Here is a 24457-nt window from a genome sequence, read left to right as displayed (position 1 = left end):
TTTATAGAGACAAGTCCTGCAGCCGTTCCGATAATGTCGCGGAATCGGACTGCTCAGCGTCGATATCTTCCTTGACCTGTTGATACCAGGTCGTTTCATCCCACAGTTCAAACTTGTTGAACTGCCCGACCAGCATCACTTCTTTGGTCAGACCGGCATGTTGCCGCAGCACGGGCGCAATCAGTAATCGCCCTGCGCTATCCATCTGACATTCACTGGCATGTCCCAATAAAAGCCGCTGCACGCGGCGTTCCTGCGGGTTCATGCTCGACAGTCGCGACAGCTTTTGCTCGATAATTTCCCATTCGGGTAAGGGGTAAAGCAGCAGGCAGGGGGAGTTGATGTCAATGGTGCAAACCATTTGACCCGAAGCGTTCTCAATCAGCTGGTCGCGGTATCGGGTTGGTACCGATAAACGCCCTTTGCTGTCGAGATTGACTAACGTAGCTCCACGGAACATGCCAGTCTCACCCCTCCTCACCACTTTAACCCACAAATTCCCACCTAAAGGAGTTTACGGAGCGAGGGAAAAGCTTGTCAAGCCAGGACTCTCCCTATAAGGACCCGAAAGCCCTCTATTTACAGAGATAAACAGTCCTGGTTAATAACTGCACAACTGGCGAGGCAAAATTAACGTTATGAATATTTGTAAAAAAAAAACCGAATATGCACACTAGCGTTAAGGCTCACTCAATATCATCGCAGATAAATATAAAGTGTCAGTTTGCGACGCGGGCAGCATTTTATGACAGATTCACTGGGGATAACAGCGGCAGATTCACTCAGGCACTCAGCGGACGCGGCGGTGAGCATGCTGGCTGGCGAAGGTGAAGGAAAAACGTCTGAATATTCATCGACCGAAGAGGGTTTGTAACAAAATAATACAAAGAGAGGCTTTTAAAATCACTTCGTGGCTCTTAAAAGAACATTTAAAAAGGCAAAATGAATTAAGAAAAATAGTAGATTACGATCCCTCAGGAATTATCCTAATTTCTCTGCGGGAATTAACGCCGCGAATTATTTCAGCAAAAAGGGGCGATTTTCGCCGCCCCGTCATTTCATTTATGGCGGCTCAAAATTCCGCGATGATAGAGATTACGTTTGATACGCGTCAGACCCGGCTTCGGTTTTCGCGGTTCGTCCAGGCTTGCCAGAACGATCTCAAGCACGCGTTCAGCCACATCGCGGTGACGCTGCGCTACGGCCAGCACCGGACATTGAAGGAAGTCGAGCAGTTCGTTATCCCCGAACGTGGCAATGGCCAGGTCGGAGGGAAGCTTGCCTTCACGGCGTAAGGTCACATCCATTACCCCCTGCAAGAGCGCAAACGAGGTGGTAAACAGCGCCTGAGGCATCGGGTGCGTCTCCAGCCATTTCTCGAACAGCTGCGCAGCGGCTTCGCGTTCATAGCTGTTGGCATAGAGATAGTGAACTTCACGCGGATCGTCTTTCCAGGCGGTTCTGAACCCTTGCTCACGCAGGAAGCTTACGGAAAGCTCGGGCAGCGCGCCAAGATACAGCACCGTTTCAGCGGGGAAGGTTCTCAGCTCTGCCGCCAGCATTTCCGCGTCATCCTGATCCGCCCCCACGACGCTGGTGAAATGCTCGCGATCGAGCGCACGATCCAGCGCAACAATAGGGAAAGGATCGTTCGCCCAACGCTGGTAGAACGGATGCTCTGGCGGTAAGGAAGTTGACACAATAATGGCGTCAACCTGGCGCTGCAGCAGATGTTCAATGCAGCGCATCTCGTTATCGGGCTGATCTTCCGAGCAGGCAATCAGCAGTTGATAGCCGCGCTGGCGCGCCTGACGTTCAAGATAGTTGGCGATACGGGTATAGCTGGTGTTTTCCAGATCCGGGATCACCAGACCAATAGAGCGGGTGCGCCCGGCACGCAGACCGGCAGCGACAGCATTCGGATGGTAATTATGCTCACGAACCACCGCCATCACTTTTTCAACGGTCTTATCGCTGACGCGGTACTGCTTTGCTTTGCCGTTAATCACATAGCTGGCCGTTGTTCGTGACACGCCGGCTAGCCGGGCGATTTCATCCAGTTTCACAATTGCCCCTTAAAAAAAGAAAAGAGTCCATGGCCCTGTCAAGGTTATGGTTAAATCTTTTAACATCTAAACGCAGAAAAGCCTTCGCGGCAACCGCTTTTATCTGCGTTGTCGGCTGATTACACAAAAAAAAGCCCGGCTTTGCTGACCGGGCTGAAAGAGGCGAACCTTTTTGACAACTAACGCATGATTTTCTCGCCGCGTGACAGACCGACAATGCCCGATCTCGCCACCTCAACAATTTTTGCTACATCCCGCACGGACGCCAGGAAAGCATCCAGCTTGTCACTGGTTCCGACCAGTTGAACCGTATAGAGAGAAGGCGTGACGTCGATGATCTGACCGCGGAAAATGTCCGCATTGCGTTTGACCTCTTCTCGCCCGTAGCCGCTGGCCTGAATTTTGACCAGCATGACCTCACGCTCAACGTAAGCCCCCTGCCCCAGCTCGCTCACGCGCAGCACATCGACCAGCTTATGCAGCTGTTTCTCGATCTGCTCGATCACTTTGGCATCGCCGACGGTCTGAATCGTCATCCGCGACAGCGTCGGGTCGTCCGTTGGCGCAACGGTCAGGCTTTCAATGTTGTAACCGCGCTGTGCAAAAAGCCCAATGACGCGCGACAGTGCGCCAGACTCGTTTTCCAGTAATACCGATAATATCCGACGCATATCAGGTTCTCTCCGTTTTGCTTAACCACATTTCATCCATACCACCGCCGCGGATATGCATCGGATAAACGTGCTCGGTGCCATCAACGATGACATCCATAAAGACGAGGCGGTTGTTTTTGACGTGCTCAAGCGCTTCTGCGAGCTTCGTTTCCAGTTCAGCCGGATCGGTCACCCGCATGCCTACATGACCGTAAGCTTCAGCAAGACGGACAAAATCAGGCAGAGAGTTCATGTATGACTGCGAATGGCGGCCTGAGTAGATCATGTCCTGCCACTGCTTCACCATACCGAGGTAGCCGTTATTGAGGTTCAGCACCAGTACCGGAAGTTCATACTGCAGCGCGGTGGAGAGTTCCTGAATGTTCATCTGGATACTGCCGTCGCCGGTCACGCAGACAACGGTTTCATCCGGCAGCGCCAGCTTTACCCCCAGCGCGGCAGGCAGGCCAAAGCCCATCGTGCCTAAACCACCCGAATTGATCCAGCGACGTGGTTTATCAAACGGATAATAGAGGGCGGCAAACATTTGATGCTGACCGACGTCAGAAGTTACATATGCATCGCCTTTCGTCAGTCGCCAGACCGCTTCGATGACCGCCTGCGGCTTAATATGCTCGCTTTGCGTGTCATATTTCAGGCACTGGCGCGCGCGCCACCGTTCAATCATCTGCCACCAGTCGCGGATCTCATCCAGCGGTTGAGCCGTGCTTTCCTGGGCCAGCAGTTCCAGCATTTGTTCTAGAATCTGTCGGGCGTCGCCGACAATAGGTACATCAGCCGACACCGTTTTTGAAATTGACGTGGGATCGATATCAATGTGCAGCACGGTGGCGTTGGGGCAATACTTCGCCAGGTTGTTGGTGGTACGATCGTCAAAGCGCACGCCGACGGCAAAGATCACGTCGGAGTGATGCATCGTCATGTTGGCTTCATAGGTACCATGCATGCCCAGCATACCCAGCGCCTGACGGTGGGTCGCGGGAAATGCCCCCAGCCCCATCAGCGACGAGGCAACAGGAAGATTGAGCTTTTCAACCAGTTCACGGAGCTGTGGCTCGCACGCAGAGCTGATTGCACCGCCACCCACATAGACCACCGGTTTTTTAGCGGCCAGAAGCGTCTGCAGTGCGCGCTTGATCTGACCTTTGTGGCCCTGCGTTGTTGGGTTGTAAGAGCGCATACTCACCGATTCCGGCCAGACATACGGTAGCTTGTTGGCCGGGTTCAGAATATCTTTGGGGAGATCGACCACCACCGGTCCCGGGCGTCCGCTTGCAGCCAGCCAGAACGCTTTTTTGAGCACCCCAGGAATATCTTCGGTTTGCTTGACCAGGAAGCTGTGCTTCACGACGGGACGCGAAATCCCGACCATGTCGCACTCCTGAAACGCATCGTAGCCAATCAGCGATGTCGCCACCTGCCCGGAAAGGATCACCAGCGGGATAGAGTCCATATAGGCCGTCGCGATACCGGTAATGGCGTTTGTTGCACCCGGTCCGGACGTGACTAAAACCACGCCCACTTCCCCCGTCGCACGGGCCAGGCCGTCAGCCATGTGTACCGCAGCCTGCTCATGACGAACCAGAACATGGTCAATGCCGCCTACCGTATGAAGGGCATCATAAATATCAAGGACCGCGCCGCCAGGATAGCCGAACACTTGCTTTACGCCCTGATCGATCAGCGATCGGACGACCATTTCCGCGCCAGACAACATCTCCATGCTTTGCCTCCAGGCATTTTGTTATAGACGGACCGCCGAATTCATTTCCGCACCGTCTTGCGATCGGGACAAACCCGTCTTCTATTTTGCAGAGTGATACTTACCTTAACCGCTCGTTATAAGGCAGGCAATTAGCAAACCAGGAGAGCGAAGAGGCACTCAAAGCAGAAAAAACAGACATTGGGAGGGGATATGGTTAATTCATCTGAAATTAGAGGATGAGATGATAATTCATCGCTGAAAAGCGCGGCGATACAGGAAATCATCTATTTTTACAGGCCTGGCAGCCGTCAGATAAAAACAACAACAGAACAAAATAGCAATAAACAAAACAAAACCAGGATAAATCACATGCGAAGATGCAATTTATCCTGACACCATTAACGACGGCAGATGCTAATAAGCAACTCTTCCATCCATTGATGACCCTTATCGCGTCCCGCGGCTTCATGCCAGGAGAGATAGCAGGTACGGCTATTTAGCTTGAGCGGCAGGGGCAGAATTTGCAGATTTAACGCATCTGAGAACTCTTCCGCCAGCCAGCGCGGCGCAATAGCCACCAGCTGCGTCTGGGAGACAACGTTTAATACGCTGACCATAGCCATCCCTTGATACGCCACGCTGGCCTGTTTATCCGCAGTGTCGTACCACGGAAGGCTAAAGGAAGCATATCTGTCGAGTGCAACAACGGCATGTTGTTCGCTATATACATCACTTTCACGTAGCGGAGAATTCAGTCGCGGATGTTTTTTACTGGCAACCAGCACCATTTCATCTTTAAACAGCGGCACGCAGGAAAATTCAGGGCGGCGGAACTCTTCATATCCCAGCACGAATTCGGTTTCCTGATAACGTAACTGGTGTTCAGTGTTTTGATTTAAGGATGATTTAAAGACCAGGTTAATATTAGGCGCAATCTCTTCAACTTTATTATAAATAATCGATGTCAGATAATTATCTAATGGGCTGCAGACGCAGAGATGGAATACGCGCTCACTGCTTAAGGGTTCAAAGCCCGAGCCCGGCAGTTCATTTTGTACCAACTGCAGCGCCTGACGGATGGAGCCGAAAAGCTGGAAAGCCCGCGCTGTAGGCTGGATACCTCTGCCATAACGAACGAATAATTCGTCGTTGAACATCACTTTCAGCCTGGCAACCGCGTTGCTTACCGCGGGTTGCGACATGCCCAACGTTTGTGCCGCGCGGGTGATATTTTGCTCCTGCATGACAGCATCAAACACCGTCAGTAGATTAAGATCCACCGTGCGCAACTGTGGTTTAATTCCATCAGTAATTTGCGGCTGTTTAATATTATTTTCTGGCACTTCTGACTCCACTGTCACGCTACACTCCCTTCGCCAACGCACTGTAATAATTTCGAAAAATATGATTTACCATGCAAATACGACCAGCGAAAGAGAATTGTTTAAAAATCGGAATATATAAAGATGATGCAATCATGCTAAAATAAAAAAATCGGTTCTAAAGATATGTTTAACTTTAGAGTTGGAATGAAACCATAAACCCAATCAATATACAATTGGCATTCGGTTAATGATGACTTAAGTATTATTAAACTGTTATACCTCTCGCGATCTATTAAGTTAATATTCTGTTATCATCATTCGGTTTGCGAACCGACGAAAAACATTCATAAAACTGATAACTAAATGATATCAAAAAAGTTTAAGTACAAGACCTCAAAGGACGGATCGTCGACTAAAAAATACCCGTTATATTTATTCTTTTATGCAACCATTTTTTAAGTCCAAAATTAGACAATTCGTTAAGTCTGAAAAGTAAAATCCAGCACAATAAGCTAAAGAACATATCCTCGCTTTTCGGCCTGCCGACACCGTTTTTATCAGCAGGGGTTGACATGAACAGCCGTATCCAGTACCACTAAAAGCATATTGAATTTAACGGAGCACGATTCATGACACGCACCACTCGTTTCACCGGTCTACTACTACTAAACGCATCCACTGTGCGCGGTAGACTGGCGGGCGAAATTCAGCGTTGAATCGTCACCAGTAAGACTAAAAACCCGCGCCACTGCGCGGGTTTTTTTATGCTCGTAGCAAGGCGCCCTAAGACTGACAAGGACCTAACCCATGAGCCAGCAAGTCATTATTTTCGATACTACTTTACGTGACGGTGAACAGGCATTACAGGCAAGCCTGAGTGTAAAAGAGAAACTGCAGATTGCGCTGGCTCTCGAACGTATGGGCGTCGACGTGATGGAGGTCGGTTTCCCGGTCTCTTCTCCTGGTGATTTTGAATCCGTCCAGACTATCGCTCGCACTATTAAAAACAGCCGCGTATGTGCCCTGGCACGCTGCGTAGAGAAAGACATCGACGTTGCCGCCGAGTCATTGAAAGTCGCCGAAGCGTTCCGTATTCACACCTTTATTGCGACATCGCCAATGCATATCGCAACCAAATTGCGCAGCACGCTGGATGAAGTCATTGAGCGCGCGGTCTACATGGTGAAACACGCACGCAACTACACCGACGACGTTGAATTCTCCTGTGAAGATGCGGGCCGTACGCCAATCGAAGACCTGGCGCGTGTAGTCGAAGCCGCCATTAACGCGGGCGCCAAAACCATCAACATCCCGGACACCGTCGGCTACACCATGCCGTTCGAGTTCTCGAACATCATTACCGGCCTGTATGACCGCGTACATAACATTGATAAAGCGATTATCTCAGTACACACCCACGATGATTTGGGTCTTGCCGTCGGCAACGCTATCGCCGCAGTGCATGCCGGTGCACGTCAGGTTGAAGGCGCGATGAATGGCATCGGTGAACGCGCGGGCAACTGCTCGCTGGAAGAAGTGATCATGGCGATCAAGGTGCGCAAAGACATCATGGACGTGCACACCCGCATCAATCACAACGAAATCTGGCGCACCAGCCAGACCGTTAGCCAGATTTGCAACATGCCGATTCCTGCCAACAAGGCGATTGTCGGCACCGGCGCCTTCGCCCACTCCTCCGGTATTCACCAGGACGGCGTACTGAAGAACCGTGAAAACTACGAAATCATGACCCCGGAATCCATCGGCCTGAACCAGGTGCAGTTGAACCTGACCTCCCGTTCCGGCCGTGCTGCGGTGAAACACCGTATGGAAGAGATGGGTTACAAGGACAGCGATTACAACATGGATCAGCTGTACGACGCGTTCCTGAAGCTGGCCGACAAGAAAGGCCAGGTATTCGATTACGACCTGGAAGCGCTGGCCTTCATCAACAAGCAGCAGGAAGAGCCTGAGCACTTCCGTCTGGATTACTTCAACGTGCAGTCCGGCTCCAGCGACATCGCTACCGCTTCGGTCAAACTGGCCTGCGGTGATGAAATTAAAGCGGAAGCGGCAAACGGTAACGGCCCCGTTGATGCGATTTACCAGGCAATTAACCGCGTCACCGAGTACGACGTTGAGTTGGTGAAATATGACCTGACGGCAAAAGGGCACGGTAAAGACGCGCTGGGTCAGGTGGATATCGTCGTCAACTACAATGGCCGCCGCTTCCACGGCGTGGGACTGGCGACGGATATCGTTGAATCCTCCGCGAAAGCGATGGTGCATGTCCTGAACAACATCTGGCGCGCCGCTGAAGTCGAAAAAGAGTTGCAACGCAAAGCTCAGAATAAAGAGAACAACAAGGAAACCGTGTAATGTCGAAGAATTACCATATTGCTGTATTGCCGGGTGACGGTATTGGCCCGGAAGTGATGGCACAGGCGCTGAAAGTACTGGAAGCTGTTCGTTCGCGTTTTGCGATGAAAATTACCACCAGCCACTACGACGTGGGCGGTATTGCGATTGATAACCACGGTACGCCATTGCCGAAAGCGACCGTTGAAGGCTGCGAAAATGCCGATGCCGTGCTGTTTGGCTCCGTCGGTGGCCCGAAATGGGAACACCTGCCGCCGGCAGAGCAGCCAGAGCGCGGCGCACTGCTGCCGCTGCGTAAGCATTTCAAGCTGTTCAGCAACCTGCGCCCGGCGAAGCTGTATCAGGGGCTTGAAGAGTTCTGCCCGCTGCGCGCGGATATTGCCGCCAACGGTTTCGACATTCTCTGCGTGCGTGAGCTGACCGGTGGGATCTACTTCGGTCAGCCAAAGGGCCGCGAAGGCAGCGGCCAGCATGAAAAAGCGTTTGATACCGAGGTCTATCACCGTTTCGAAATTGAACGTATCGCCCATATCGCCTTTGAATCTGCGCGCAAGCGCCGCCATAAGGTGACCTCCATCGATAAGGCGAACGTGCTGCAGTCGTCCATTTTGTGGCGCGAGATCGTCAGTGAAGTCGCTAAGCAGTACCCGGACGTTGAGCTGTCGCACATGTACATCGACAACGCGACGATGCAGCTGATTAAAGATCCGTCCCAGTTTGATGTGCTGCTCTGCTCCAACCTGTTCGGCGACATTCTTTCTGATGAGTGTGCAATGATCACCGGCTCTATGGGCATGCTGCCATCCGCCAGCCTGAATGAAGAAGGCTTTGGCCTGTACGAACCGGCGGGCGGCTCCGCACCGGATATCGCCGGCAAAAACATTGCGAACCCGATTGCGCAGATCCTCTCCCTGGCCCTGCTGCTGCGCTACAGCCTGGATGCAGGCGACGCAGCAACCGCAATTGAAAACGCCATTAACCGGGCGTTAGAAGAAGGCGTCCGTACCGGTGACTTAGCACGCGGCACGGCAGCAGTCAGTACCGATGAAATGGGCGACATTATTGCCCGCTATGTCGCAGAAGGGGTGTAATCATGGCTAAGACGTTATATGAAAAGTTGTTTGACGCCCATGTTGTCTACGAGGCGCCAAACGAAACCCCGCTGCTGTACATCGACCGCCACCTGGTGCACGAAGTGACCTCACCTCAGGCATTTGACGGCCTGCGCGCGCACAAGCGCCCGGTGCGTCAGCCGGGTAAAACCTTCGCAACGATGGATCACAACGTCTCCACCCAGACCAAAGACATCAACGCGTCCGGCGAAATGGCCCGTATCCAGATGCAGGAGTTGATTAAGAACTGCAACGAATTTGGCGTTGAGCTGTACGATCTGAACCATCCGTATCAGGGCATCGTCCACGTGATGGGGCCTGAACAGGGTATTACCCTGCCGGGCATGACCATCGTCTGCGGTGACTCCCATACCGCGACCCACGGCGCGTTTGGCGCGCTGGCGTTCGGGATTGGGACGTCTGAGGTGGAACATGTGCTGGCCACGCAGACCCTGAAGCAGGGCCGCGCCAAGACCATGAAGATTGAAGTGAAGGGTAAAGCCGCGCCGGGTATCACCGCCAAGGACATCGTGCTGGCGATCATCGGTAAAACCGGCAGCGCAGGCGGTACCGGCCACGTGGTGGAATTCTGCGGCGAAGCCATTCAGGCGCTGAGCATGGAAGGTCGTATGACCCTGTGCAATATGGCCATTGAGATGGGCGCTAAAGCAGGCCTGGTCGCGCCGGACGAAACCACCTTTAACTATGTGAAGGGGCGTCTGCACGCGCCGAAAGGCCAGGATTTTGACGACGCGGTCGCGTACTGGAAAACCCTGAAAACTGACGACGGTGCCACCTTTGATACCGTTGTCACGCTGCAGGCGGAAGAGATTGCGCCGCAAGTCACCTGGGGCACCAATCCGGGCCAGGTGATTTCCGTCAACGACAGCATCCCCGATCCGGCGTCCTTTGCCGATCCGGTCGAGCGCGCCAGCGCGGAAAAAGCGCTGGCCTATATGGGGCTGAAACCAGGCGTGCCGTTGACCGATGTCGCCATCGATAAAGTCTTTATCGGCTCCTGCACCAACTCCCGCATCGAAGATTTACGCGCGGCGGCAGAGATTGCGAAAGGCCGCAAGGTGGCGCCGGGCGTACAGGCGCTGGTGGTTCCCGGCTCCGGTCCGGTGAAAGCCCAGGCGGAAGCGGAAGGACTGGATAAGATCTTTATCGAAGCAGGCTTCGAATGGCGTCTGCCAGGCTGCTCAATGTGTCTGGCGATGAACAACGACCGGCTGAATCCGGGTGAACGCTGCGCCTCCACCAGCAACCGTAACTTTGAAGGCCGCCAGGGCCGCGGTGGGCGTACCCATCTGGTCAGTCCGGCAATGGCCGCCGCCGCGGCAGTCACCGGCCATTTCGCCGATATTCGCAGCCTGAAATAAGGAGACAATCATGGCAGAGAAATTTACCCAACATACGGGCCGGGTTGTCCCGCTGGACGCCGCTAACGTCGATACCGATGCGATCATTCCCAAGCAGTTCTTGCAGAAGGTGACCCGCACCGGTTTTGGTGCGCACCTGTTCAACGACTGGCGTTTCCTCGACGACAAAGGCGAAGTGCCGAATCCGGAATTCGTCCTGAACTTCCCGGAATACAAAGGGGCATCCATTCTGCTGGCGCGCGAAAACTTCGGCTGCGGATCTTCGCGTGAACACGCGCCCTGGGCGCTGACCGATTACGGCTTTAAGGTAGTTATCGCCCCGAGCTTCGCGGATATCTTCTACGGCAACAGCTTCAACAACCAGCTGCTGCCGGTCACGTTGAGTGATGAACAGGTGGATGAACTGTTTGCGATGGTGCAGGCAAATCCGGGCATGGCGTTTGAGGTGGATCTGGAAGCGGAAGTGGTGAAAGCCGGAGACAAGCGCTACAGCTTCAGCATTGATGCCTTCCGTCGTCACTGCATGCTGAATGGTCTGGACAGCATTGGCCTGACGCTCCAGCACGAAGACGCCATCTCCGCGTACGAGAAAAAACAGCCTGCGTTTATGGGCTAACGGCAATGGCCCGCAGGACGCGGGCCATTGATAAGGGTGCGTTGAGGCTCAACCACTCTGGAGAGGCGGGGAAATTTCCCCGCCAATACCGCTAACGTTTTGCTTCGTAAGCCAACACTGCCGCCAGCTCTGTTTTCTCCTGTCTGAAGTGCAGCTCACACAGCGAGTCGCGCACCATCCAGGTGAAGATCAACAGCGTCGTACAGATCAGAAACAAACCTAACAGCAGAGTACGTTTTGGCATTCCAGCCTCCTTATTGCTTTTCGACAATGAAGAGACTAACCTCGCAATGTGGGTTGTGAAGTTGGTCTCCCCATCAGTTTTTTGATGTGGGACTCTCCACTGTTTGCCTCTTGCGAAAGCCTGAGGCAAACAGCCTCAAGCACCCGCCACGCACTCTATGCGCCTTCTCTGCTCCTGTCAGAAAGTCGTTTCATTTCGTGAAGCCGCCTTCCAGAATCAAACATCCTTGACCCGGCAGGTCAGCCCAAGCGTCACCACCGAAATCGCCGCAATCATCCAGTAAACCGAGGCATGCCCGTAGCTTTGCGCCAGCGCCCCCTGAATCACACCGGCAAGAATAACGCCCGTCGAAATGCTGTTGGTGAATAGCGTGGTCGCCGAGCCTGCACGACCGGGCATGAGATCCTGGAACCAGAGCATGCCGATCCCGGCAACAATCCCGATAAACACGGCGTTAAACAGCTGCAGCGCCAGCAACGCTTCACGCGAATGGAAAAGGATCAACCCCGCGTAAAAAAGCACCCCGGCCGCCACGGCGACGATCATCATCCGGCGTTTTCCGAAGCGCTTAACGTAATACCCCGCCAGAATCATCGCCGGAATCTCCAGCCCGGCGGCGGTGCCCATCAGGATCCCCGCGAGCTTGTCCGGCAGACCCAGATCGCTGCTGATCCACAGCGGCATATCGATGATGTACATGGTGTTGCAGGTCCACATCAGCGTGGAGGCGATAAACAGCATCCGGACGTTCTTATCCTGCCAGCCGCTCACCTGGGTGATGGGCTTATCCGTCGTCTGCTCAACCCGGGCAACCGACGGCAGCGCAAAGGCAATCAGCGCCAGGCTGATAATAAAAATGCCTGCCGCGATGGAAAACATGACCGTAAAGCCGTAGTTCAGCGCCAGCATGAATGCCAGCGGCGGGCCAATGACCCACGCCAAAGAGAGCTGTGCGCGCATCACCGAGCTGAACATCACCACTTCCCGCGCCGAGTTATCGGCGTATTCACGGGCCAGCGCGAAGAGCTGCGGCATGGCGGTATTCGCGAGAGAGGCCAGCAGCACGCCGCAGGTGATGAGCGTCAGGTAGTGGCGGTTGAAGGCAAAGAGCAGCGCGTTGCCCACGGCCATCGCGCAGCAAAAGAGGATCAACTTACGGCGATCGCCCTGGCTGTCGGATCGTTTCGCCAGCGCGAGGCTGACCAGGATCCCGGCAATCGCGTTGACGGTGTAAAACAGCCCCACCCAAAACGGCTGCGCCCCCACCTCGCGGCTGAGAAACAGACTCAGCGTCGGTGCCTGAAGCGCCCCTGCCACGCCCATCATAAAGGCCACCAGCATAAAAGCGGCGTACACGCCGTTCAGGCGTCGCCCCATCGTCATCAACCACAGCATGCGCAAGTCCTTGTGAAAGCGAATCGAGATTGGGTGAAAGAATAAACGAAAAAAGCCAGCAAAAACATTTTGCTGGCGGGTGATAAACACCAATACTCAGTCACACATGATCGAGGCGAGTTAGCGGGAAGAGGTCGGTTTCGTAACGTCCCACTGCATCAATTCTTCTAACGTTTTCAGCCGTTGCTCTGCACACTGGCGGGCCAGCCAGGACACTCCCTTTGTCGCTGAAAAGTACTGCTGATAAAACTGACGTGCGGTAGACCTCTTCATAATTTACCTCCTCGCTTCATCGGGAAGGATTATTGGCCTAATATAGGGATAAATAAATTGCTGGTTTTTTGTCAGGAGTTCCCCTTTTATGCCTTCTGGTCGTCTGCAACAACAATTTATCCGCCTCTGGCAATGCTGCGAGGGGCAATCGCAGGAGACCACGCTGAACGAGCTGGCTGACCTGCTCAGCTGTTCACGCCGACATATGCGCACGTTGCTCAACACCATGCAGCAGCAGGGCTGGCTGAACTGGGAAGCCGAGGCCGGACGCGGTAAGCGCTCGCGCCTGACCTTCCTCTATACCGGGCTGGCGCTGCAGCAGCAGCGAGCGGAAGATCTGCTGGAGCAGGACCGCATCGATCAGCTGGTACAGCTGGTGGGCGACAAGGCCGCCGTGCGCCAGATGCTGGTCTCACACCTTGGGCGCAGTTTTCGTCAGGGTCGGCATATTCTGCGGGTGCTCTACTACCGTCCGATGAAAAATCTGTTGCCCGGCACGGCATTACGGCGCTCTGAAACCCACATGGCCCGACAAATTTTCAGCGGCCTGACGCGCATAAATGAGGAAAACGGGGAACTGGAAGCGGATATCGCCCACCACTGGCAGCAGCTTTCTCCCCTGCACTGGCGTTTCTTTTTACGCCCGGGCATTCACTTCCACCACGGTCGCGAGCTGGAGATGAGTGACGTCATCGCCTCTCTGGAACGCGCCCGCACGCTTCCGCTCTACTCGCACATCTCGCGCATTCACTCCCCCACGGCCTGGACGCTGGATATTGAGCTGTCTCAGCAGGATAAGTGGCTGCCCTGGCTGCTGGGCTATGTGCCGTCGATGATCCTGCCCGGCGAGTGGGAATCGCTGAGCAATTTTGCCAGCCAGCCGATTGGCACCGGTCCCTACGCCGTCTCGCGCAATAACAACAATCAGCTCAAGATACGCGCCTTTGACGACTATTTTGGCTACCGGGCGTTGATCGACGAAGTGAACGTCTGGGTGCTGCCGGACCTTAACGAAGAGCTGAGCGCCGGGCTAACGCTGGAAGGCCCAACCACCGGTGAAAAGGCCGTCGAGAGCCGCCTTGAGGAGGGCTGTTATTATCTGCTGTTTGACCGTCGCACCCATCGCGGGGCAAGCCACGACGTGCGTCAGTGGGTAAGCCACATTCTGGCCCCTGCGAACCTGATCTACCATGCCGACATTCAGTATCAGGCCTGGTGGTTCCCGGCCTACGGCCTGCTTCCACGCTGGCACCACGCGCGTCCCGCACGCTGCGAAAAGCCTGCCGGGCTGGAATCCATCACCCTGACCTACTACCGCGAGCACGTGGAGCACCGCTTTATCGCTAAAATCATGATCCGGCTGCTGGCGGCCGAGGGGGTCACGCTGGAGGTCAACGAAGTCGACTATGACGAATGGCACCAGGGGGATATCACCAGTGATATCTGGCTCAACAGCGCCAACTTCACCCTGCCGCTCGATTTCTCGCTCTTCTCGCACCTGTATGAAGTCCCGCTGATCCAGCACTGCATCGATCGGGACTGGCAGCAGGACGCCGCCGGGTGGCGCGCGGGTGAGATGAATCTGGCCACCTGGTGCCAGCAGTTGCTGGCCGAACAGGCGATCGTGCCGCTGATCCACCACTGGCTGATGATCCAGGGGCAGCGCAGCATGCGCGGCCTGCGGATGAATACCCTGGGCTGGTTTGATTTTAAATCCGCCTGGTTTGCGCCGCCGGAGCCATAACGCTTTCGTAATATTCACCAAATCATTACAATACTGCCGTTCTCAACGGGGTGCTGCATCACTGATGTGCGCTGAGATAATACCCGTCGAACCTGATCCGGATAACGCCGGCGAAGGGATTTGAGGCTGTCGCTCAAAATCCTTTGCCACTCAACCCTGAGGTGCAAAGTGTTAAAAAACGTTCTTCCCCTGCTGGCGCTGGTTGCGCTGCCTGTTTTTGCTAAGCCCGTCCTGACGGTCTACACCTACGACTCCTTCTCCGCTGACTGGGGCCCTGGCCCGGTGGTGAAAAAAGCCTTCGAAGCCGACTGCAACTGCGAGCTGAAGTTCGTCGCGCTGGAAGATGGCGTGTCGCTGCTCAACCGTCTGCGCATGGAAGGGAAAAACAGCAAGGCCGACGTGGTGCTCGGGCTGGATAACAACCTGCTGGAAGCCGCGACGCAAACCAAACTGTTTGCCAAAAGCGGCGTGGCGGCAGATGCCGTTAACGTGCCGGGCGGCTGGAAAAACGACACCTTTGTGCCGTTCGATTACGGCTACTTTGCTTTTGTTTACGACAAAAACAAGCTGAAAAACCCGCCAAAGAGCCTGAAAGAGCTGGTCGAAAGTGACCAGAAGTGGCGCGTGATTTACGAAGATCCGCGCACCAGCACGCCGGGTCTGGGCCTGCTGCTGTGGATGCAGAAAGTCTACGGGGATAAAGCGCCGGAAGCGTGGCAGAAGCTGGCCGCTAAAACCGTCACCGTCACCAAAGGCTGGAGCGAAGCCTACGGCCTGTTCCTGAAAGGAGAAAGCGATCTTGTGCTGAGCTACACCACCTCTCCGGCCTACCACATTATCGCCGAAAAGAAAGACAACTACGCGGCTGCGAATTTCGCTGAAGGTCACTACCTGCAGGTGGAAGTGGCGGCCCGTACCGCCGCCAGCAAGCAGCCGGAACTGGCCGAGAAGTTCCTGAAATTTATGGTTTCACCGGCGTTCCAGAACGCCATTCCCGCAGGCAACTGGATGTATCCGGTCACTGACGTTGCGCTGCCCGCAGGTTTCGAGCAGTTGACCAAACCAACAACCTCGCTGGAGTTTACGCCGCAGCAGGTTGCCGCGCAGCGTGCCGCATGGGTAAGTGAATGGCAACGCGCCGTCAGCCGTTAATTCCCGGCTGGTTAATGCCCGGTCTGCTCGCCGCCCTGCTGATGGTGGCGGTCAGCCTGGGGGCGTTCCTTGCACTGTGGTTTAACGCGCCGGAGAGCGACCTGTTTGCGCTCTGGCACGACAGCTATCTCTGGCACGTTATCCGGTTCTCCTTCTGGCAGGCGTTTCTCTCCGCGCTGCTGTCGACGCTCCCGGCCATCTTCCTCGCGCGGGCGCTGTACCGCAGACGCTTTCCCGGCAGGCAGGCGCTGCTGCGCCTGTGCGCCATGACGCTGATCCTGCCGGTTCTGGTGGCCGTTTTTGGTATTCTGAGCGTCTACGGTCGCCAGGGCTGGCTGGCCTCGCTCTTTGCGTCTTCAGGCCTGGAATGGACCTTCTCTCCCTACGGGCTGAAGGGCATTCTGCTTGCGCACGTCTTTTTCAATATGCCAATGGCAACGCGTCTCTTTTTGCAGGCGCTGGAGAACATACCCGGTGAGCAGCGCCAGATTGCCGCCCAACTCGGCATGCGCGGCTGGTCATTCTTCCACTTTGTTGAATGGCCGTGGCTGCGCCGCCAGATTGCCCCGGTAGCCGCACTGATCTTTATGCTCTGCTTTGCCAGCTTTGCCACCGTGCTCTCTCTCGGCGGCGGGCCGCAGGCGACTACCATCGAGCTGGCAATCTATCAGGCCTTAAGTTACGACTACGATCCGGGCCGCGCCGCGCTGCTGGCGATGGTGCAGATGGCATGCTGCCTTGTGCTGGTGTTGCTGAGCCAGCGTCTGAGTAAAGCGATTCCCGCAGGAAGCAACAGCATTACAGGCTGGCGCGATCCGCAGGACAGCCTGCACAGCCGCGTCTCGGATTTTATGCTGATCGCGCTGGCGCTCCTGCTTCTGCTGCCGCCACTGCTGGCTGTTATCATTGATGGTCTGAATATGAACGTGCTGTCAGTACTGCAACAGCCCGTCCTCTGGCAAGCGACATGGACCTCATTGCGCATCGCGCTGGCAGCGGGGCTAATCTGCGTGACGCTGACCATGATGCTGCTCTGGAGCAGCCGCGAGCTGTACGCGCGACATGCCCGTAGAGCCGGACACGCGCTGGAGCTGTCGGGCATGCTGATTCTGGCGATGCCGGGCATCGTGCTGGCGACAGGGTTCTTTTTGCTGTTCAACAGCACCATCGGCCTGCCGGAAAGTGCCGACGGCATCGTGATTTTCACCAACGCACTGATGGCCATCCCTTACGCGCTCAAGGTGCTGGAAAACCCGATGCGCGACGTCAATAGCCGCTACAGTTTGCTGTGCCAGTCGCTGGGCATGAAAGGCTGGCAGCGTCTGAAAGTGGTGGAACTCCGCGCGCTGAAACGCCCGCTCGCCCAGGCGCTGGCCTTCGCCTGCGTGCTGTCGATTGGCGATTTTGGCGTAGTGGCGCTCTTTGGCAATGAAGATTTCCGCACGCTGCCGTTCTGGCTTTATCAGCAAATTGGCTCCTATCGCAGCCAGGACGGCGCGGTCACGGCACTTTTACTGCTGGTGCTGTGCTTTGCGTTATTTACCGTTATCGAAAAACTTCCGGGGCGTGATGTTAAAACTGACTGATGTAACCTGGCTTTACCAGCATCTGCCGATGCGCTTCACGCTCTCCGTGCGTCAGGGGGAGATGGTCGCTGTACTTGGCCCAAGCGGCGCGGGAAAAAGTACCCTGCTCAATTTAATTGCCGGTTTTTTGCCGCCTGCCAGCGGGTCGATAGTCATCGATAATCGTGATTTCACCCATGCCCCTCCGGCTAAACGCCCGGTATCGATGCTGTTTCAGGAAAACAATTTGTTCAATCATCTTACGGTGTGGCAGAACATCGCGCTGGGGATGGATCCGGGGTTAAAACTCGATGCTGCGCAGCGGCAAAAGCTGGCGGCGATCGCCGAACAAATGGGGCTTTCCGCCTTCATCGACAGACTGCCAGGCGAGCTTTCCGGCGGCCAGCGCCAGCGCGTGGCGCTGGCGCGCTGTCTGGTGCGCGAGCAGCCGATCCTGCTGCTTGATGAGCCGTTCTCGGCGCTCGATCCCGCGCTGCGCCAGGAGATGCTCTCGCTGGTGGAGGAGGTTTGCCAGCGCGAGCAGATCACGATGCTGATGGTGTCGCACAGCATTGAAGATGCCGCACGGATTGCGCCCCGATCGGTGGTCATTGCCGAAGGACGTATTCTATGGGATGGGGAAACGGAAGAACTGCTGAGTGGTAAAGCGGGGGCGTCTTCATTGTTGGGCATTCGTACGGTCTGATGCCCTCTCCAAGGGAGAGGGAAAAGTCCTTAACGGCTGACCACTTTTAATAAAATCTCGCCGTACACTGGCATCAGCGGGTGGCGAATCAGCGCGACCAGGGCCACCACGGCCACACCCAGCGTCAGCGGGGCCAGCCAGATCAGGCGCGCGCGCGGGAGATAGCGCGTCAGGCGATCGACGCTGGCTTTCGCGCTGCGCCACAGGCGCCAGCAGAGCCAGGCCGCCAGCCACAGCAGTACCGCCGTTCCCAGCAGCAGCCACTTAAACTCACCGCTTTGCATACCGTCAGGGATATCGATCGCCGCCCCCGCCAGGATACCCGGCAGGAAGTAAAACGGCGGCCAGAAGACGCAGCCGATAATGTTCGGCACTACAAACTTCGCGACGGGCAGATCGAGCATCCCCGCCACCATCGGCACCAGCGGACGCGTTGGCCCGACAAAGCGGCCGACGAGAATGGTGAACATGCTATGCTGGTGCAGCGCATGCTCGGTTTTATCCAGCAGCGCTTTGTTCTTCTTCATAAACGACCAGCGGTGCAGCGGCTTCTTAAAGCGCCAGCCCAGCCAGAAGGAGATCCAGTCGCCCAGCAGGCAGCCGATAATCCCGGCCAGCCACGCCTGCCAGAAATTGACCTCACCGCTACCGATCAGCGCACCGAGCCCCGCCATCATCACGGTGCCGGGCAGGATCAGCCCAACCAGCGCCAGCGATTCGAGAAACGCCACCAGCGCCACGGCGATGAGCGAGTACATAACGGACTGGGTAATAAAGTGTTCCAGCAATGCCTGCATAACTATTCCGGTCAGAAAACGAATCAGCGATTCTGCTTAGCGCCCCGCACCGCGTCAAGGCATCAATTGTCTGAATAGTTTACAGGATGCTCCTGAAGTTCACCTGAATGTTTACCGTTTATTCACATCCCGCGCGGAATTCGCTCGGGCTGGCGCCAGTGCACTTCTTAAACACGCGAGAAAAATAGAGCTGATCTTCAAAGCCCACGTTGCGTCCGACGGTCGCGATAGGCATCCGGGTGGTGCTGAGCAGCAGTTTCGCCTGGCTGATGCGCTGATCTTCACGCCAGCTCAGCACGCTGACGCCAAGCTGCTGGCGGAACAGATGTGAGAGCCGCGACGGCGACAGGCAGACGTGCTGGGCGACGCTGGCGATATCAAACTGGCTGTCGGCCAGATGGTCGCTGATGTACTGGCAGGCGTCGCGGACGCGGTTGTCCAGCGGTGGGTTAAGGGATTCGTTGATGGCTTCCATGCGGCGCAGCAGCACCTGCTCGAGCAGGTTAATGGCCAGCAGCTCGGCGTAACGCCCGCCCGCCTGCCCCGCCTCAATAATCTGCGCGAACAGCTCACGAAACTGCGCCAGATGCGCCTCATCCGGACGGTAAAAACCGGTTTGCGCGAAAATGGCCGGCCACGACAGCCACTCCTGCCAGTAGGCGCGCGGACGGAAATAGACCCACTGGTGATACCACTCTTTGGCGTCCGGGTGACGCCCGTAGTGGTGGATTTCCCCTGGCGGGAACAGCAACATATCGCCGGGGCGGCAGATAAACTGCCGATCGCCGTTTTTGATCACCCCTTCCCCGCGTACGGTCAGGTTGAGAATATATCCTTTCATGCCGAGCGGTCGGTCGACGTAAAAATCGAGATATCCCTCGGCCTCGATAGGGGTCAGTCCCGCCACAAGGTGCGCGTTAAACGAGTATCCCGGCAGCAGGGGATCGTTTTGCGGTTCGGCCATAGATTCAGTTCTCCCAAGGGTCCTGAAGGAAACCAATTGTCCATATCACTAAAAGCAGGTTAAAAATGGCCCGCAAAAAGATCTTAAAAGCATCACGCCTCTTTTACGTCCGCCATGTTTCAGCCTTTCCCCCTGATTTCTCCGCCAGCACGGGCAGATAAGCAGTAACAAAAGTGTCTATAAGTGCGGCAGAAATGTCCACATTGAATATTTGCACGGCGTCACACTTTCAATCGCAACAGCAATTTAGTCCATAAGATTAGCGGATCCTGCCTGACGATTTTCGCCCCCAGTCTCTAATGTTCTTCCATACCTGTTTTTTGGATGGAGCAACACCATGGCAATTGCAATTGGCCTCGATTTTGGCAGCGACTCGGTTCGCGCGCTGGCAGTGGACTGTACGTCCGGCCAGGAGATAGCAACCAGCGTTGAGTGGTATCCGCGCTGGCAAGAGGGGCGCTACTGCGACGCGCCGAACAACCAGTTCCGTCACCACCCGCGCGACTACATCGAGTCGATGGAAGCGGCGATCAAAACCGTACTGGCCGAACTGACCGACGCCCAGCGGGCCGATGTCGTGGGCATTGGCGTCGACAGCACCGGCTCAACGCCAGCCCCGGTAGACGCTGAAGGCCGCGTGCTGGCGCTGCGCCCCGAGTTTGCCGACAACCCGAACGCCATGTTCGTACTGTGGAAAGACCATACCGCCGTAGAAGAGGCAGAAGCCATTACCCGTTTATGCCACCAGCCGGGTAAAACCGACTACTCGCGCTACATCGGCGGGATCTACTCCAGCGAGTGGTTCTGGGCCAAGATCCTCCACGTTACCCGCGCCGACGCCTCCGTTGCGCAGGCGGCGGCATCGTGGATTGAGCTGTGCGACTGGGTGCCAGCCCTGCTCTCCGGGACTACCCGTCCGCAGGACATCCGCCGCGGCCGCTGCAGCGCCGGGCACAAATCCCTGTGGCATGAAAACTGGGGCGGCCTGCCGCCAGCCGCGTTTTTCGACGATCTCGACCCGATCATCAACAAGAACCTGACATACCCGCTGTTTACCGACACCTTCACCGCCGATATTCCGGTCGGCACGCTCTGCGAAGAGTGGGCGAAACGCCTCGGCCTGCCGCAAAACGTAACCATCTCCGGCGGCGCGTTTGACTGTCATATGGGCGCCGTGGGCGCGGGCGCGCAGCCAAACACGCTGGTCAAAGTTATCGGCACCTCAACCTGCGACATCCTGACTGCAGATAAAGCCAGCGTCGGCGACCGCGCGGTGAAAGGTATCTGCGGCCAGGTTGACGGCAGCGTGGTGCCGGACTTTATCGGCCTTGAAGCCGGTCAGTCCGCGTTTGGCGATATCTACGCCTGGTTTGGCCGCGTGCTCGGCTGGCCGCTGGACCAGCTGGCGACGGCACATCCAGAACTGAAAACCCAGATCGCCGAGAGCAAAAAGCAGCTTCTGCCGCAGCTCACCGAAGCCTGGGCAAAAAATCCGTCTCTCGAACACCTGCCGGTGGTGCTGGACTGGTTTAACGGCCGCCGTACGCCGTTTGCCAACCAGCGCCTGAAAGGGGTGATTACCGATCTCAACCTGGCGACCGACGCCCCGGCGCTGTTCGGCGGTTTGATTGCCGCAACCGCCTTCGGTGCCCGCGCCATTATGGAGTGCTTCACCGAACAGGGCATCGACGTGAATAACGTGATGGCGCTGGGCGGCATCGCCCGTAAAAACCCGGTGATCATGCAGGCCTGCTGCGACGTGCTGAACCGTCCGCTGCAGATTGTGGCCTCCGATCAGTGCTGCGCGCTCGGCGCAGCAATTTTCGCCGCCGTGGCCGCAGGCATCCATGCCGACATCCCGACCGCGCAGCAGCATATGGCGAGCGCCGTCGAAAACACGCTCCAGCCGCGCGCCCGGCAGGCACAACGCTTCGAACAGCTTTATCAGCGCTACCAGCAGTGGTCAAAAAGCGCCGAGCTTCACTATCTCCCTGTCGCCGCCCCGGCCAAAAGCACCGCGGACACTACGGCAACCCTGACCCATTAAGGACACGATGATGACCATTTTTAATAACTATGAAGTGTGGTTTGTGATTGGCAGCCAGCATCTGTACGGACCGGAAGCGCTGCAGCAGGTAACGAAACACGCGGAGCACGTGGTTAACGCGCTGAACGCGGAAGCCAAACTGCCGTGCAAGCTGGTGCTGAAGCCGCTGGGCACCACGCCGGACGAAATCACCAATATCTGCCGTGACGCCAACTACGACGATAAATGCGCTGGCCTGGTTGTGTGGCTGCACACCTTCTCGCCGGCCAAAATGTGGATCAACGGCCTGTCGATCCTCAACAAACCGCTGCTGCAGTTCCATACCCAGTTCAACGCCTCCCTGCCGTGGGACAGCATCGATATGGACTTCATGAACCTGAACCAGACCGCACACGGCGGCCGCGAGTTCGGCTTCATCGGCGCGCGCATGCGCCAGCAGCACGCGGTAGTCACCGGCCACTGGCAGGACGGCAAGGCGCAACAACGTATCGGCTCCTGGATGCGTCAGGCGGTCTCTAAGCAGGATACCCGCCATCTGAAAGTGGTGCGTTTCGGCGACAACATGCGTGAAGTGGCGGTCACCGACGGCGACAAAGTGGCCGCGCAGATCAAGTTCGGCTTCTCCGTGAACACCTGGGCCGTGGGGGACCTGGTGCAGGTGGTGAATGAAATCAGCGACGGCGACGTGAGCGCGCTGGTGGACGAGTACGAAAGTAGCTACCGCCTGACGCCTGCGGCACAAATCAACGGCGACAAGCGCCAGAACGTGCTGGATGCGGCGCGCATCGAGCTGGGCATGAAACGCTTCCTGGAACAGGGCGGTTTCCATGCCTTTACCACCACTTTTGAAGACCTCCACGGCCTGAAACAGCTGCCGGGTCTGGCGGTACAACGTCTGATGCAGCAGGGCTATGGCTTTGCGGGCGAAGGCGACTGGAAAACTGCCGCTCTGCTTCGCATCATGAAGGTGATGTCGACCGGTCTGCAGGGCGGCACCTCCTTTATGGAGGACTATACGTACCACTTCGAGAACGGCAACGACCTGGTGCTTGGCTCGCACATGCTGGAAGTGTGTCCGACGATCGCCGTCGAAGAGAAACCGATCCTCGACGTGCAGTATCTCGGCATCGGCGGTAAAGCGGATCCGGCGCGTCTGATCTTCAACACCCGTACCGGCCCGGCCATCAACGCCAGCCTGATCGACCTCGGCGATCGTTTCCGCCTGCTGGTGAACTGCGTCGATGCGGTTGAAACCCCGCATTCTCTGCCGAAACTGCCGGTCGCCAACGCCCTGTGGAAGGCTCAACCGGACCTGCCAACCGCGTCAGAGGCGTGGATCCTGGCGGGTGGTGCGCACCATACCGTCTTCAGCCACGCGCTGGACCTCAACGACATGCGTCAGTTCGCCGAGCTGCACGATATCGAACTGACCGTGATTGATAACGACACCCGCCTGCCAGCCTTCAAAGACGCGCTGCGCTGGAACGAAGTCTATTACGGTTCAAAACGCTAAGTACGGAATGCCCGGTGACGCGACGCTCACCGGGCAGGGAGACAACGATGTTAGAAGATCTCAAACGTCAGGTACTCGAAGCCAACCTGGCGCTGCCAAAACATAACCTGGTGACCCTCACCTGGGGGAACGTCAGCGCCGTTGACCGGGAAAAAGGCGTGTTCGTGATCAAGCCTTCCGGCGTGGATTACACGGTGATGACCGCAGAAGATATGGTGGTGGTCAGTATCGAAACGGGTAAAGTGGTGGAAGGCAACAAAAAGCCCTCCTCCGATACGCCCACCCACCGTCTGCTGTACCAGGCATTCCCGACTATCGGCGGGATTGTGCATACCCATTCGCGTCACGCGACCATCTGGGCGCAGGCGGGTCAGTCCATCCCGGCCACCGGCACCACGCACGCGGACTATTTTTACGGCACCATTCCCTGCACGCGCCTGATGACCGATGCAGAGATCAACGGCGAGTACGAGTGGGAAACGGGTAACGTGATTGTCGAAACCTTCGAGAAACAGGGAATCGACGCGGCGCAGATGCCCGGCGTGCTGGTGCACTCCCACGGCCCGTTTGCCTGGGGTAAAAACGCGGAAGATGCGGTGCATAACGCGATCGTGCTCGAAGAGGTGGCCTATATGGGGATCTTCTGTCGCCAGCTGGCGCCGCAGTTGCCGGATATGCAGCAAACCCTGCTGGATAAGCATTATCTTCGCAAGCACGGCGCGAAGGCCTATTACGGACAGTAAACTGTATATATACCCAGCATAAAATATTCAACCAGGCTATAATCAGGCCTGGTTT

At 56.3% G+C, this 24457-nt stretch carries 22 protein-coding genes and 1 riboswitch; of the genes, 12 read left to right on the top strand and 10 right to left on the bottom strand.

Features of this window, described 5'->3' with window-relative positions:
• Window position 1 precedes the first annotated feature (1 nt).
• The 5 genes from mraZ to leuO all read right to left on the bottom strand — a co-directional run bounded on the left by mraZ (window position 2) and on the right by leuO (window position 5788).
• Complete coding sequence (mraZ, locus tag MX657_RS04075; RefSeq protein WP_014882537.1) at window positions 2-460, bottom strand: division/cell wall cluster transcriptional repressor MraZ; 459 nt, start codon at window positions 458-460, stop codon at window positions 2-4.
• A 598-nt stretch (window positions 461-1058) separates the two neighbouring features.
• Window positions 1059-2066: a catabolite repressor/activator gene (gene cra / locus MX657_RS04070; RefSeq protein ID WP_014168621.1), complete on the bottom strand. Its 1008-nt coding sequence runs from the start codon at window positions 2064-2066 to the stop codon at window positions 1059-1061.
• 179 nt (window positions 2067-2245) lie between these two features.
• On the bottom strand, window positions 2246-2737 hold the full coding sequence (gene ilvN / locus MX657_RS04065) for an acetolactate synthase small subunit (RefSeq protein ID WP_045259452.1): 492 nt from the start codon (window positions 2735-2737) through the stop codon (window positions 2246-2248).
• 1 nt (window position 2738) lies between these two features.
• Entirely contained in the window at window positions 2739-4463 is a 1725-nt protein-coding gene (ilvI, locus tag MX657_RS04060; RefSeq protein WP_333017258.1) for an acetolactate synthase 3 large subunit, read from the bottom strand.
• A 380-nt stretch (window positions 4464-4843) separates the two neighbouring features.
• Window positions 4844-5788, bottom strand: a complete 945-nt coding sequence (gene leuO / locus MX657_RS04055) for a transcriptional regulator LeuO (RefSeq protein WP_119916045.1) — start codon at window positions 5786-5788, stop codon at window positions 4844-4846.
• 611 nt (window positions 5789-6399) lie between these two features.
• Between leuO and leuL the strand changes: the two genes are divergently transcribed.
• The 5 genes from leuL (at window position 6400) to leuD (ending at window position 11259) form a co-directional block, all read left to right on the top strand.
• Window positions 6400-6486 carry a leu operon leader peptide gene (leuL, locus tag MX657_RS23665; RefSeq protein ID WP_119916046.1) on the top strand — a complete coding sequence of 29 codons (87 nt, stop codon included), beginning with the start codon at window positions 6400-6402 and terminating at the stop codon, window positions 6484-6486.
• 91 nt (window positions 6487-6577) lie between these two features.
• Window positions 6578-8149, top strand: a complete 1572-nt coding sequence (gene leuA, locus MX657_RS04050) for a 2-isopropylmalate synthase (RefSeq protein ID WP_346807396.1) — start codon at window positions 6578-6580, stop codon at window positions 8147-8149.
• Window positions 8149-9240, top strand: a complete 1092-nt coding sequence (gene leuB / locus MX657_RS04045; protein WP_014882533.1) for a 3-isopropylmalate dehydrogenase — start codon at window positions 8149-8151, stop codon at window positions 9238-9240. Before leuA ends, leuB begins: the two co-directional genes overlap by 1 nt.
• A gap of 2 nt (window positions 9241-9242) precedes the next feature.
• The gene (gene leuC / locus MX657_RS04040) at window positions 9243-10643 is read left to right on the top strand and encodes a 3-isopropylmalate dehydratase large subunit (RefSeq protein ID WP_119916048.1); all 1401 of its coding nucleotides are present in this window, start codon (window positions 9243-9245) and stop codon (window positions 10641-10643) included.
• Window positions 10644-10653: 10 nt separating this feature from the next.
• Entirely contained in the window at window positions 10654-11259 is a 606-nt protein-coding gene (leuD, locus tag MX657_RS04035) for a 3-isopropylmalate dehydratase small subunit (RefSeq protein WP_346807394.1), read from the top strand.
• Window positions 11260-11350: 91 nt separating this feature from the next.
• On the opposite strand, the gene MX657_RS04030 is transcribed toward leuD, so the two are convergent.
• From MX657_RS04030 to sgrT, 3 genes are all read right to left on the bottom strand, one after another.
• Window positions 11351-11503 (bottom strand): Hok/Gef family protein, encoded by a 153-nt coding sequence (locus MX657_RS04030; RefSeq protein WP_010427008.1) that lies wholly within the window; start codon window positions 11501-11503, stop codon window positions 11351-11353.
• A gap of 216 nt (window positions 11504-11719) precedes the next feature.
• The gene (locus MX657_RS04025) at window positions 11720-12898 is read right to left on the bottom strand and encodes a sugar efflux transporter (protein WP_346807392.1); all 1179 of its coding nucleotides are present in this window, start codon (window positions 12896-12898) and stop codon (window positions 11720-11722) included.
• 120 nt (window positions 12899-13018) lie between these two features.
• Window positions 13019-13171, bottom strand: a complete 153-nt coding sequence (gene sgrT, locus MX657_RS04020; RefSeq protein ID WP_119916050.1) for a glucose uptake inhibitor SgrT — start codon at window positions 13169-13171, stop codon at window positions 13019-13021.
• Window positions 13172-13259: 88 nt separating this feature from the next.
• Here sgrT and sgrR point away from each other — a divergent pair, with 88 nt between their 5' ends.
• The 4 genes from sgrR (at window position 13260) to thiQ (ending at window position 18338) form a co-directional block, all read left to right on the top strand.
• The gene (gene sgrR, locus MX657_RS04015) at window positions 13260-14915 is read left to right on the top strand and encodes an HTH-type transcriptional regulator SgrR (protein ID WP_252002939.1); all 1656 of its coding nucleotides are present in this window, start codon (window positions 13260-13262) and stop codon (window positions 14913-14915) included.
• A gap of 36 nt (window positions 14916-14951) precedes the next feature.
• A riboswitch (TPP riboswitch) is annotated at window positions 14952-15052 on the top strand.
• Between the two features lie 31 nt (window positions 15053-15083).
• Window positions 15084-16067: a thiamine ABC transporter substrate binding subunit gene (thiB, locus tag MX657_RS04010; protein ID WP_346807391.1), complete on the top strand. Its 984-nt coding sequence runs from the start codon at window positions 15084-15086 to the stop codon at window positions 16065-16067.
• Window positions 16043-17653 (top strand): thiamine/thiamine pyrophosphate ABC transporter permease ThiP, encoded by a 1611-nt coding sequence (thiP, locus tag MX657_RS04005; RefSeq protein WP_346807389.1) that lies wholly within the window; start codon window positions 16043-16045, stop codon window positions 17651-17653. The genes thiB and thiP overlap by 25 nt, the downstream gene beginning before the upstream one ends.
• Window positions 17637-18338 carry a thiamine ABC transporter ATP-binding protein ThiQ gene (thiQ, locus tag MX657_RS04000; RefSeq protein WP_080328704.1) on the top strand — a complete coding sequence of 234 codons (702 nt, stop codon included), beginning with the start codon at window positions 17637-17639 and terminating at the stop codon, window positions 18336-18338. Before thiP ends, thiQ begins: the two co-directional genes overlap by 17 nt.
• Before the next feature lie 29 nt (window positions 18339-18367).
• Here thiQ and MX657_RS03995 read toward each other — a convergent pair whose 3' ends face one another.
• Window positions 18368-19135 carry a DedA family protein gene (locus MX657_RS03995; RefSeq protein WP_119916054.1) on the bottom strand — a complete coding sequence of 256 codons (768 nt, stop codon included), beginning with the start codon at window positions 19133-19135 and terminating at the stop codon, window positions 18368-18370.
• 118 nt (window positions 19136-19253) lie between these two features.
• Window positions 19254-20099 carry an arabinose operon transcriptional regulator AraC gene (gene araC, locus MX657_RS03990; RefSeq protein ID WP_032625458.1) on the bottom strand — a complete coding sequence of 282 codons (846 nt, stop codon included), beginning with the start codon at window positions 20097-20099 and terminating at the stop codon, window positions 19254-19256.
• 337 nt (window positions 20100-20436) lie between these two features.
• Between araC and araB the strand changes: the two genes are divergently transcribed.
• The 3 genes from araB to araD are packed head-to-tail and all read left to right on the top strand — an operon-like array spanning window position 20437 to window position 24402.
• On the top strand, window positions 20437-22146 hold the full coding sequence (araB, locus tag MX657_RS03985; RefSeq protein WP_346807387.1) for a ribulokinase: 1710 nt from the start codon (window positions 20437-20439) through the stop codon (window positions 22144-22146).
• Window positions 22147-22156: 10 nt separating this feature from the next.
• Window positions 22157-23659: an L-arabinose isomerase gene (gene araA, locus MX657_RS03980; RefSeq protein ID WP_080328707.1), complete on the top strand. Its 1503-nt coding sequence runs from the start codon at window positions 22157-22159 to the stop codon at window positions 23657-23659.
• A 47-nt stretch (window positions 23660-23706) separates the two neighbouring features.
• Window positions 23707-24402, top strand: coding sequence for an L-ribulose-5-phosphate 4-epimerase (gene araD, locus MX657_RS03975; RefSeq protein ID WP_119916057.1), 696 nt, complete (start codon window positions 23707-23709; stop codon window positions 24400-24402).
• The last annotated feature ends 55 nt before the right edge of the window (window positions 24403-24457 follow it).

This window comes from Enterobacter chuandaensis, assembly GCF_039718975.1.
Taxonomy (GTDB): Bacteria; Pseudomonadota; Gammaproteobacteria; order Enterobacterales; family Enterobacteriaceae; genus Enterobacter; species Enterobacter chuandaensis.
This window is presented reverse-complemented; position numbering and strand designations above follow the sequence as displayed.

Coding starts and splice junctions, on each gene's coding strand:
- MX657_RS04030 (WP_010427008.1), bottom strand. CDS start 11,503: ATGCCAAAACGTACTCTGCTGTTAGGTTTGTTTCTGATCTGTACGACG.
- thiQ (WP_080328704.1), top strand. CDS start 17,637: ATGTTAAAACTGACTGATGTAACCTGGCTTTACCAGCATCTGCCGATG.
- leuL (WP_119916046.1), top strand. CDS start 6,400: ATGACACGCACCACTCGTTTCACCGGTCTACTACTACTAAACGCATCC.
- araA (WP_080328707.1), top strand. CDS start 22,157: ATGACCATTTTTAATAACTATGAAGTGTGGTTTGTGATTGGCAGCCAG.
- sgrT (WP_119916050.1), bottom strand. CDS start 13,171: ATGAAGAGGTCTACCGCACGTCAGTTTTATCAGCAGTACTTTTCAGCG.
- ilvN (WP_045259452.1), bottom strand. CDS start 2,737: ATGCGTCGGATATTATCGGTATTACTGGAAAACGAGTCTGGCGCACTG.
- leuB (WP_014882533.1), top strand. CDS start 8,149: ATGTCGAAGAATTACCATATTGCTGTATTGCCGGGTGACGGTATTGGC.
- leuD (WP_346807394.1), top strand. CDS start 10,654: ATGGCAGAGAAATTTACCCAACATACGGGCCGGGTTGTCCCGCTGGAC.
- araC (WP_032625458.1), bottom strand. CDS start 20,099: ATGGCCGAACCGCAAAACGATCCCCTGCTGCCGGGATACTCGTTTAAC.
- sgrR (WP_252002939.1), top strand. CDS start 13,260: ATGCCTTCTGGTCGTCTGCAACAACAATTTATCCGCCTCTGGCAATGC.
- leuA (WP_346807396.1), top strand. CDS start 6,578: ATGAGCCAGCAAGTCATTATTTTCGATACTACTTTACGTGACGGTGAA.
- thiP (WP_346807389.1), top strand. CDS start 16,043: ATGGCAACGCGCCGTCAGCCGTTAATTCCCGGCTGGTTAATGCCCGGT.
- araB (WP_346807387.1), top strand. CDS start 20,437: ATGGCAATTGCAATTGGCCTCGATTTTGGCAGCGACTCGGTTCGCGCG.
- leuC (WP_119916048.1), top strand. CDS start 9,243: ATGGCTAAGACGTTATATGAAAAGTTGTTTGACGCCCATGTTGTCTAC.
- MX657_RS04025 (WP_346807392.1), bottom strand. CDS start 12,898: ATGCTGTGGTTGATGACGATGGGGCGACGCCTGAACGGCGTGTACGCC.
- mraZ (WP_014882537.1), bottom strand. CDS start 460: ATGTTCCGTGGAGCTACGTTAGTCAATCTCGACAGCAAAGGGCGTTTA.
- ilvI (WP_333017258.1), bottom strand. CDS start 4,463: ATGGAGATGTTGTCTGGCGCGGAAATGGTCGTCCGATCGCTGATCGAT.
- araD (WP_119916057.1), top strand. CDS start 23,707: ATGTTAGAAGATCTCAAACGTCAGGTACTCGAAGCCAACCTGGCGCTG.
- MX657_RS03995 (WP_119916054.1), bottom strand. CDS start 19,135: ATGCAGGCATTGCTGGAACACTTTATTACCCAGTCCGTTATGTACTCG.